We start from the raw sequence: 10,261 nt of genomic DNA on the forward strand, positions 1-10,261 counted from the left end.
AGGAGTGGTGTCAACAGCAGTGTCAACAGCAGTGTCAACTGCGGTGTCAACCAAGCGCCTGTGCATCGCGCTTTCCGGTGGCCGTGACTCGGTCGTGCTGTTGCATGCGCTGAGCCGCCTGGTATCGTCGGCTGGCCTCCCCATAACGCTTTCCGCTGTACATGTTCATCACGGGATCAGTCCGAACGCTGATGCGTGGGCTGGCTTCTGTACGGAGTTTTGCCGGAGTTGTGAGGTGCCGCTGGAGATTGTTCGCGTCGATGTGCCGCGTGACAGCGGCGAGGGGCTGGAGGGTGCAGCGCGCCGCATGCGCCATGCCATCTTTGACAAATGCACTGCGGACTGGCTGGCGCTGGCGCATCATCGCGACGACCAGGCGGAAACGGTGCTGCTCAATCTGCTGCGCGGCGCGGGGGTTGCCGGGGCGGCCGGCATGCTGGCCGAACGCCCGCAGACGCAGGGCCCAATCCTTGTCCGGCCGTTGCTCGGTGTGCCGCGTGCGGTGATCGAGCGCTATGCCACCGAGCAGGCGCTGCGCTGGATTGACGACGAGAGCAATGACGATGTGCACCATCGCCGCAACTTTCTGCGCCATGAGGTGATGCCGCGACTGGAGGAGAAATTCTCCGGCGCGCAAAAAGCGCTGGCACGGGCGGCCAGCCACTTTGCCGAGGGCGCTTCGCTGCTCGACGATCTGGCCGCCATCGATCGTGCCGCCGTGGCGACGCCGGTCGGCCGCATCGGCCTGGTCGCTTTCAATGCACTCATGCCAGCGCGCGCGCGCAACCTGTTGCGCTTTGAATGGCTCGCGGCTGGATTTCGAGCGCCCGATACGCGCTGGATCGATGAGGCATTGCGCCAACTGGCCACCGCCAGCGCTCAGTCGGAAACCTGCCTGTCGACGTCCGACGGCGAACTGCACGTCTATCGCGGCGAGTTGCATATCGTCGGGCATTATCCTGGCGTGTCCGACGCGCCTTTGCGCTGGGCCGGTGAACTTGAGTTGCCCTGGGCCGGCGGGCGGGTTCTGTTGGTGCCGACGACGGGTTCGGGCATCCGTCGTAGTTTGCTCGATGCTGGCGAGGTCTCTGTCAGATTCCGGCGCGGAGGCGAACGTTTGCAGCCCGAGGCCAGGCGCCCGCGCCGAAGTCTGCGCAAATTGCTGCAGGAAGCCGCAGTGCCGCCGTGGGAGCGTAAGCGGCTGCCGTTTCTATGGTGCGGCGAACGATTGGCCTGGGTCGGCGGCCTTGGCGTCGACACAGCTTTCGCCTGCTCTCCGGGTGAGGCCGGGATAGTGCCCGTCTGGGAGCCGGGCTAGTGCTCGGCGTCTTCCCGGTAGACCGCTTCATCCAAAAAACCGCAGTTCAAACCACGGCGACACGGCGGGCACAGCGAAAACCTCAGTAGTTCAGGATTTTATGGCTCACCCAAAGGGTGAATCATGAAAACATTACAAGTCATTGTTTTCCGTTGTGTTCGCCGTGTTCGCTGTGGTCAACTGCCTTTCTAGGTTCCTTCCAGCCCAGCCCATTCAAAACTGATTCGAAGTCCAGCGCCAGCGGAGCGGAAAGCGTGAGCGGCAGGCCGCTGAGCGGATGCGTGATCTGCATTTCGAGGCAGGCCAGCAGCAGGCGATGGCAGTTGAACAGTTGCTGAAACAGGCGATTGTGTCGCCCCTTGCCGTAGGTGGCGTCGCCGATGATCGGGTGCGCAAGGTGTTTGAGGTGCCGCCGCAACTGGTGCCGGCGACCCGTCTGCGGCTTCAGTTCGAGCAGGGCATAACGGCTGGTCGGGTAGAGATCGACCCGGTACGGCAGCTCGGTAACGGCCAGGCGCCGGTAGTCGGTGACGGCGCTCTGGGCCTCGCCGACGCTGTCGGGCCGGCGAAATTCGTAATCGTCGAACTGGCGGGTGAGTGGATGGTCGATGTGCCCCGCTTCACCCGGGTGGCCGCGAACCACGGCCAGGTAGGTCTTGTCGACCTGCTGCGCTTCGAACTGCGCGCTGAGCGAGCGGCCGATCTCGCGGCTGAGGGCAAACAGCAGCACGCCCGACGTGCCGCGATCCAGACGATGTACCGGATAAACATGCTGACCGATCTGGTCGCGCAACAACTGCACGGCAAAGCGCGTTTCGTGGCGGTCCAGCACGGTGCGGTGCACCAGCAGGCCAGCCGGCTTGTCGATGGCGATCAGATGCTCGTCGTAGTAGAGGATGGGCAGTTCTTCTTTCACGGCGCGTCCTTGAATTCGCCGTCAAGGTAATACCAGCGCCCGTTTTCACGCAGGAAGCGGCTGCTCTCATGCATCCGGTGGGCGCGGCCGGCCGTTTTGTAACGCGCAACAAACTCGACAATGGCGCTGTCGGTGCCGGTCGGCTGGTGGCGTTTGATCTCGAGCCCGAGCCAGCGCGTTTTCTGGTTCGCCGGTTCGTCACTGTCAAGTCCCAGCGACTGCGGGCGGGTGCTGGCGTGCCAGGTGGCCAATAGGTACGGCTCCAGCGAGAGAACGTAGGCGCTGTAGCGTGAGCGCATCAGGTCTTCTGCTGTCGGCGCAACGCACCCCGCGTGGTACTGGCTGCAGCAAGTGGCGTAGCTTCGCGGGTTGCCGCAAGGGCAGGGCGCATCGTTGAATTTCTTCGCTGGCATGGTTATCCGCAGGTCTTTCATCCGGAACCCCGTCATTCCGGGCTTGACCCGGAATCCAGTGCCACACTCCTGGATTCCGGGTCAAGCCCGGAATGACGAATGTTTTCATCTGCATTGTCCTGCAGACATCGCCTCTTCGCCAGTCTCCATTCAAATCCCCGATAGCCAGCGAGAAAATGCATAGCACCTCGGGAAGCCGGCTTGCAGAGCAGATGGAACGGTCTTCTACAGATGTGCTGCCATGAGAGGCCCTGTTTATGCGCTTCTCAAGGCATGCTATCCCAAGACCGCCTATTGACGAGCCTCCCAGCCTGGCGATTGGCGTCGGAAAATTCAAACTCAATCACCCTGAGGTGCTCCGCGCTTGCCATGCCATGCGCTACGACTTAGCATGCACGGCTTATGCCAAAGACGCTTTCACCGCTCAGGAACACGGATACTTCGGTTACCCTCCGCCGGCTGGTCGTCTTGCGCTGGTGGCTGCTGGCCGGAGAAGTGGCGGCGATTCTGGTCGTTCCGGTCTTGCTCGATATAGCGCTGCCACGCTGGCCGATGCTGGTGGTAGTCGGCTTGCAAATATTGGCCAATACGCTGGTGGCTCGCCGTATCAACCGTACGCCCGCATTCGATGACGGCGAACTTTTCGTGCAACTGGTGCTGGATATTGTCGCCCTCACGGTGCTGATGTTCCTCAGCGGCGGTGCCGCCAATCCGCTCATCTCATTGCTCCTGCCGCCGGTGGCCATCGCGGCTCTGGGCTTGTCGGCAGGTCGGGTGGCAATCATTGCCGGATTGGCGGTGGCCGCTTATTCCTTGCTCAACCTCATCTATCTGCCGCTGCCGATTGCCGACGTCGAACGCGCTGCCCGTCTGCATCTGGCCGGCATGTGGTTCACCTTTGTCGTGTCGGTGGTCATGCTGGCCTGGTTTGTCGTGCGCATGACGGCCTCGATCCGGCAACGCGATGCCGAACTCGCCGCCGTACGTGAAAAAGCCTTGCGCGACGAGCGCGTCATCGCCCTTGGCAGCCTGGCCGCCGGTGCCGCGCACGAACTTTCCACCCCCCTGGCGACCATGGCCATCGTCGCCGGCGAGCTGGCGCACGATGCCAGTCTTGGTGAAGCGGCCCATGCCGATGTCGCGCTGCTGCGCAAGCAGATCGCCGCCTGCAAGGGAATCATCAGCGGCCTGACCGAGCGTGCCGGTGCCGAGCGCCTCGACAATGCGGCCGCAGTTCAGGCGGATCGCTGGCTGAGCGAGGTTCATCGGCGCTGGCTGGAATTGCGGCCGAGTGCGACCAGCGATCTGAAACTCGCCGGACGCGCACCGGCACCGATGATCATCACCGATAAAACGCTTGAGCAAGGACTGTTGAATCTGTTCAGCAACGCCGCCGATACCGGTTCGGAGGTCAGTGTTGTAGCTGACTGGGATGGTGAATGGCTGACCATTGAAGTGCATGACAGTGGCCCTGGCTTTGCCGCGCCTATACTGGAGCAAGCCGGGCGGGAACCCTTTCCGACGCACGCCGCTGGCAGTGGCATCGGCCTGTTTCTCGCACATGCCGCAATTTCGCGGTTGGGTGGCCAGCTTAGCCTGCATAATGATGGTGGCGGTGTGGCGCGCATTCGCCTGCCGGCAACAGTTACCACCTGAAAGAAGACGATGGAAAACATCCTGGTCATTGACGACGATGAAACCTTCAACGCCGTACTGACGCGCGCACTGGGCCGCCGCGGCCTCGACGCCGAGGGGGCAACCGATGCGCAAGCCGCACTGGAACAGGCGCAAAACAGGCCGCCGCAGCGCGTTGTTCTTGATCTCAACCTGGCCGGTAATTCGGGTCTGGGCCTGATCGAGCCGCTGCTGGCGATCAATGCCGATTGCCGCATCGTGGTGCTGACCGGCTATGCCAGCATCGCCACGGCGGTCGATGCCATCAAGCTGGGTGCGGTGCAGTATCTGGCCAAGCCGGTCGATGTCGATACCATTCTTGCCGCTTTCGAGACCAGTGCCCGGCCCAATAGCGAAGAATTGACCAGCGTTGAACCGTTCTCGGTAAGTCGCCTCGAATGGGAGCATATCCAGCGCGTACTGCACGAATACGAAGGCAACGTTTCTGCCACTGCCCGCGTGCTCAAGATGCACCGGCGCACCCTGCAGCGCAAGCTGGCCAAGCGGCCGACCCGGGAAGGGTAATTGCGGCGGAGCAGTAATGCCGCAAAGCTCCTGAAGAAATTCCTGATCATTCATTTCAGAGAATCAGGGAACATGTGCTGCAAAGCGCTGTCTGGCGAGTGCTCCAGGGGCAGAGGGAACTCCGCTGCATTCAAAGTGAAATCGAGCGCCAAAAATCGCCGCCTTTGCCGAACGGCAAGATTTTTCCATGAGCCATTTTTTCAGGAGCTTGAATGGGCTAGTCGGACTAAGATATTATTGAGTTTGCGTAGTGCCCACGAAAACATCAATGGTTTCACTTATGAAACAGCTTGACTAAAGCCCCATAACAAAGTTGCCTTTTGACTTGAATCAGCCCTCCACCACAATTTCTGAGAGAACGACAATGAAAATGAGCCATCTGGATTCGGAACGTCAACGCATCAGTGAAGCACGCCATCACGATCCTTTTGCCGTCCTGGGACGCCATCCTGATGGCAAAGAGGTGGTAGTTCGCGCATTCATTCCCCACGCCGCCGAGGTGCGAATCGCCGAGGGCGGCCTGCTGTTGTCGCGCCTGCCGGAAAGTGACCATTTCGAGTGGCGCGGCGACGGCAAGGCTCTGCCGGCGCATTACAGCCTGATCTGGCGCGACAGCCACCATCGCGAGCACATCTCGCGCGATCCCTACACCTTCGCGCCGCAAATCGGTGATCTCGATCTGCACCTGTTCGGCGAGGGGCGCCACCGGCACGCATTCACTTTCCTGGGCGCCCACGAACACGAAGTAGACGGCATCGGTGGTGTGCTGTTCGCCCTCTGGGCGCCAAATGCCGAGCGTGCCAGCGTAATCGGCGACTTCAACCATTGGGACGGGCGACGCCACCAGATGCGGGTGCGTGGCGGTAGCGGCGTCTGGGAGTTGTTCATCCCCGACCTCGATCCCGGACATGTTTATAAATACGAAATCCGCAATCGCCACAGTGGTCAGGTTCTGCAAAAGGCCGATCCCTACGGTCAGCGCCATGAATTTCGCCCGCGCACCGGCACGATCATTCCCTCCCTCTGCGATTTCGCTTGGGGTGACGGCACCTGGATGGAAAAACGACGCGTCGGTGACTGGATGCATTCGCCGATGTCAGTCTACGAAGTGCACCTGGGCTCCTGGCAACGCGACCAGGAGGGTGAGTTCCTCAACTATCGCGAGGTGGCACACCGACTGGTGGATTACGTGAAGGACATGGGCTTCACGCATATCGAACTGATGCCGATCACCGAGCACCCTTACGATCCCTCCTGGGGCTACCAGACCACCGGCTACTTCGCACCGACCAGCCGTTTCGGCAACCCCGACGATTTCCGCTACTTTGTCGACCACTGCCACGCAAACGGCATCGGTGTGCTGCTCGACTGGGTGCCCGCGCATTTCCCCAAGGATGCCCACGGCCTCGCCTGCTTCGACGGCACACCGCTGTACGAGCACGCCGACCCGCGCCTTGGCGAGCACAAGGACTGGTCTACGCTGATCTTCAATTTCGGTCGCAACGAGGTCAAGAGCTTCCTCCTGTCGAGCGCAATCTACTGGCTGGAGGACATGCACATCGATGGCCTGCGCGTGGACGCCGTCGCCTCGATGCTCTATCTCGACTACTCGCGTGAGGAAGGCGAGTGGATTCCCAACCAGTACGGCGGACGCGAAAACCTTGATGCCATCAATTTCCTGCGCGAACTCAACGTGGCGGTACATGAACAATGCCCCGGCATCCTGATGATCGCCGAGGAATCGACCTCATGGCCGCAGGTCAGCCGCCCGACCTACCTGGGTGGCCTGGGTTTCGACATCAAGTGGAACATGGGCTGGATGAACGATACCTTGAGCTACATGGCGCATGAGCCCATTTATCGTCAGTATCAACATGGCATGCTAACCTTCAGCATGCTGTATTGCTTCACCGAGAACTTCATGCTGCCTTTCTCGCACGACGAAGTAGTACACGGCAAGCAGTCGATGCTGCACAAGATGCCAGGGGACGAGTGGCAAAGGCACGCCAACCTGCGCACGCTCTACACCTACCAGTTCACTCATCCGGGCAAGAAACTGCTGTTCATGGGTACCGAGTTTGGCCAGGGAAGGGAGTGGGACAGTTGCGGGGTGCTCGACTGGTACGTGCTCGAATACCCACTGCATCAGGGCATGCAACGTTTTGTGCGGGATCTGAACCATCTCTACAAGGAAAGCCCGGCGCTGCACCGGAACGAATTCGACTGGAATGGCTTCGAATGGATCGATTGCAACGATGCCCAGCAGTCGGTGATCAGCTACCTGCGCAAGGGTGAAGGGGACGAATTGATGGTGGTGGTGGTCAACCTCACCCCGGTGACGCGCCACGATTATCGAATTGGCGTTCCCTTGCTCGGTACCTATCGCGAGGTGCTCAACTCCGACGCGGAAACCTATGGCGGAAGCAACGTAGGAAATGGTTCCAGCTCGCTCCAGGCCGATGAGTTGCCATGGATGAACCGCTCGCATTCGCTTTTACTGACGCTTCCACCCCTGGCGGGAATCGTTCTTGCGTATGAACCGCAAAAGTTGAATCAACCTGAAAAACCCTGTTAAACCACGAAGTGCACGAAGGACACGAAGATAAGCGATGAATTGGAACACTTTGGTGGATTGCCCATCGGGTCAGCAACGCCAAATTCACAGCCTTCTTTTTTCTTCGTGTTCTTCGTGTTCTTCGTGGTTAATCAGCTTCGGTTTCCAGGATCAATAGCTGTATAGAAGCCGGGATTATTCAAATCGGAAGGGCTGGAGATGCAAAAAAATCCCATGCTGAAACGTGACAAGGGGGGCGAAATTACCAGGCCGGCGACAGTTGTACAGCCAGGAAAGCCGTTTCCCCTTGGTGCGACATGGGACGATGATGGTGTCAATTTCGCCCTTTTTTCAGAGCACGCAGAAAAAGTCGAGTTGTGCCTGTTCGATGCACGCGGCCGGCGCGAAACAGAGCGTATCGAGATGCGCGAGCAGACCGATCTGGCATGGCACTGCTATCTGCCCGGAGCGAAACCCGGTCTGTTATATGGCTACCGGGTTTACGGGCCCTACCAGCCGTCGCAGGGACACCGGTTCAATCCCAACAAATTGCTGCTGGACCCTTACGCCAAGGCGGTAGCGGGGAACTTTCGCCCAAGCGACGCCAACTTCGGTTACAAGATCGGAGCCAGGCACGAAGACCTGTCTTTCGACTGGCGCGACAACGCCCTGGCCATGCCAAAATGCCAGGTGATCGATCCGTCTTTCGACTGGGAAGACGACCAGCCACCCGACACCGCCTGGAACGACACGATCATTTACGAGGTGCACGTCAAGGGCTTCACCGCGCTCCATCCCGATATCGCCGAGGCCATTCGCGGAACCTACTCTGGTCTGGCCAGCGCGCCGGCGATTGCCCATCTGCGGCGTCTGGGGGTGACGGCCGTCGAATTGATGCCGGTGCATTTTTTTGTGGACGACTTCCATTTACTACCGCTTGGCTTGCGCAACTACTGGGGTTACAACTCCATCGGATTTTTCACCCCCGAGCAGCGCTATGCAGCGACCGACGACGCGGTACGCGAATTCAAAACCATGGTCAAGACGCTGCACCGGGCGGGCCTCGAGGTGATTCTGGACGTGGTTTATAACCACACCGCCGAAGGTAGCCATCTCGGGCCGACACTGAGTCTGCGCGGCATCGATAACGCCGCCTATTATCGGTTGACGCAAGACAACCGGCGCTTCTGCATGGATTACACCGGCTGCGGCAATACCCTCAACATGATGCACCCGCGTGTGCTGCAATTGATCATGGACAGCCTGCGTTACTGGGTGCAGGAAATGCACGTGGACGGCTTTCGTTTCGACCTCGCTGCGGCGTTGGCGCGGGAACTGCATGATGTGGACCGGCTCGGGGCATTTTTCGACATCATCCACCAGGATCCGGTGCTGTCTCGGGTGAAGCTTATCGCCGAACCCTGGGATCTGGGCGAGGGCGGCTATCAGGTGGGCAATTTTCCGGTTGGCTGGACCGAGTGGAACGCCAAGTACCGCGATGCGGTGCGCTCCTACTGGAAAGGCGAAGGCGGGCTGATCGGCGATCTTGCCTATCGGCTCACCGGATCGAGCGACCTGTATGCCCACAATGGCCGTCGTCCGTATGCCAGCATCAATTTTGTTACAGCCCATGATGGCTTCACCCTGCACGACCTGGTCAGTTTCGAGCAGAAACACAATCTGGCCAATGGCGAGAAAAACCGGGACGGACACGACAACAACCTGTCCTGGAACTGCGGCGTCGAGGGGGAGACCGACAAAGCCGGGATACTCGCCCTGCGCGCCCGGCAGAAGCGCAACTTCATGGCCACGCTGTTTCTTTCCCAGGGCGTGCCGATGTTGCTCTATGGCGACGAGATGGGGCACAGCCAGCAGGGCAACAACAATGCCTATTGCCAGGACAACGAGACAAGCTGGCTCAACTGGGAACTGAAACCGGAAGACGAGGAACTGCTGGCCTTCGTCCAGCACATGATCGGCTTGCGCAAAGCGCACCCCGTATTTCGCAGGCGCAGTTTTTTCCAGGAACAGCGGCTACGCGGAAAAATCAAGAACCTCCTGTGGCTGAACCCCGACGGGCTGGAGATGGGAGACGACGAGTGGAATCAGGGTTTTGCCCGCTGCCTCGGCATGTATCTTGCTGGAGACGCCATCGGCGAGGTCGACAGGCGGGGCAGCGCTGTTGGCGACGACGATTTCCTGATCATGTTGAATGCCTCTCCCGACGATATCCCCTTCACCTTGCCGGGCTTTCGATCTCATGTACGCTGGCTACCTGTAGTCGACACGAGTATTCAGTCAGAGCATCGATATGCTCGTGGCAGCACCTATCTTTTGCAGGGGCGATCACTGGTACTGCTGCGGCAGCCAAGATCGTCCTGTCAGAGTAAATGAATTTTCAACCTGGTTCGGTTGTCTCGGCAACACCTGCACCGTGATAATCAGATGCCCGTCCCAGCGATCATCCTGTAAACCGCAGTTAAAACCACGGCGACACAGCGGGCACAGCGAACAGCCTTGGTTTTTCAGGATTCCAGGCTCAGCCAAGGGGTTCTATCTGGTGCCCTTGGCGGCGTGTATCAACTCGGCCAGACGTTTCTTCTGCGTATCATCAAGCTTGTCGATGTGCTTCTTCCAGCCGTAGGTTCCGTAGTTTGCCTGGACGAATTGCCATCCGATCGGGCCATAGGCCTCGACGCCGGCTTTCAACTGTGGAACGGATTCGATGACCGACCTGAACTGCTTCCAGGGCAGTCGCTGCAAGTCCTTTTCCATTATCCTGCTATCCGCTTCGCCGCGCGTTGAAGGTGCGGCAGTCGGCGTGCTGGTGGCCCCATGAACATCCACGGGGAGCGAGAACG

At 59.7% G+C, this 10,261-nt stretch carries 8 protein-coding genes; 5 read left to right on the forward strand and 3 right to left on the reverse strand.

Translation table 11 applies throughout. The annotated features are described in order from the left end of the window. The first annotated feature begins 43 nt into the window (after window positions 1–43). The gene (gene tilS, locus ACOYNV_RS14400; RefSeq protein WP_422900480.1) at window positions 44–1,318 is read left to right on the forward strand and encodes a tRNA lysidine(34) synthetase TilS; all 1,275 of its coding nucleotides are present in this window, start codon (window positions 44–46) and stop codon (window positions 1,316–1,318) included. 139 nt (window positions 1,319–1,457) lie between these two features. Here the strand turns inward: tilS and ACOYNV_RS14405 are convergent, their stop codons facing one another. Beyond that, window positions 1,458–2,234, reverse strand: coding sequence for a tRNA pseudouridine(65) synthase TruC (locus ACOYNV_RS14405; protein ID WP_422900481.1), 777 nt, complete (start codon window positions 2,232–2,234; stop codon window positions 1,458–1,460). Next, a complete protein-coding gene (locus tag ACOYNV_RS14410) occupies window positions 2,231–2,668 on the reverse strand; it encodes a YchJ family protein (protein WP_422900482.1) in 438 nt (145 codons plus the stop codon). Before ACOYNV_RS14410 ends, ACOYNV_RS14405 begins: the two co-directional genes overlap by 4 nt. A 381-nt stretch (window positions 2,669–3,049) precedes the next feature. Between ACOYNV_RS14410 and ACOYNV_RS14415 the strand changes: the two genes are divergently transcribed. The 4 genes from ACOYNV_RS14415 to glgX all read left to right on the forward strand — a co-directional run bounded on the left by ACOYNV_RS14415 (window position 3,050) and on the right by glgX (window position 9,794). Further along, window positions 3,050–4,303, forward strand: coding sequence for an ATP-binding protein (locus ACOYNV_RS14415; RefSeq protein ID WP_422900483.1), 1,254 nt, complete (start codon window positions 3,050–3,052; stop codon window positions 4,301–4,303). A 9-nt stretch (window positions 4,304–4,312) separates the two neighbouring features. Next, the gene (locus tag ACOYNV_RS14420) at window positions 4,313–4,846 is read left to right on the forward strand and encodes a response regulator transcription factor (protein ID WP_422900484.1); all 534 of its coding nucleotides are present in this window, start codon (window positions 4,313–4,315) and stop codon (window positions 4,844–4,846) included. Window positions 4,847–5,216: 370 nt separating this feature from the next. Next, complete coding sequence (glgB, locus tag ACOYNV_RS14425) at window positions 5,217–7,421, forward strand: 1,4-alpha-glucan branching protein GlgB (RefSeq protein WP_422900485.1); 2,205 nt, start codon at window positions 5,217–5,219, stop codon at window positions 7,419–7,421. Window positions 7,422–7,619: 198 nt separating this feature from the next. Beyond that, window positions 7,620–9,794, forward strand: a complete 2,175-nt coding sequence (gene glgX / locus ACOYNV_RS14430) for a glycogen debranching protein GlgX (RefSeq protein ID WP_422900486.1) — start codon at window positions 7,620–7,622, stop codon at window positions 9,792–9,794. Between the two features lie 159 nt (window positions 9,795–9,953). Here the strand turns inward: glgX and ACOYNV_RS14435 are convergent. Further along, the coding region (locus ACOYNV_RS14435) for a hypothetical protein (protein WP_422900487.1) at window positions 9,954–10,261 on the reverse strand (308 nt) is incomplete at its 5' end.

Origin of the sequence: Propionivibrio sp. (genome assembly GCF_049316945.1) — a bacterium.
Classification (GTDB): domain Bacteria; phylum Pseudomonadota; class Gammaproteobacteria; order Burkholderiales; family Rhodocyclaceae; genus Propionivibrio.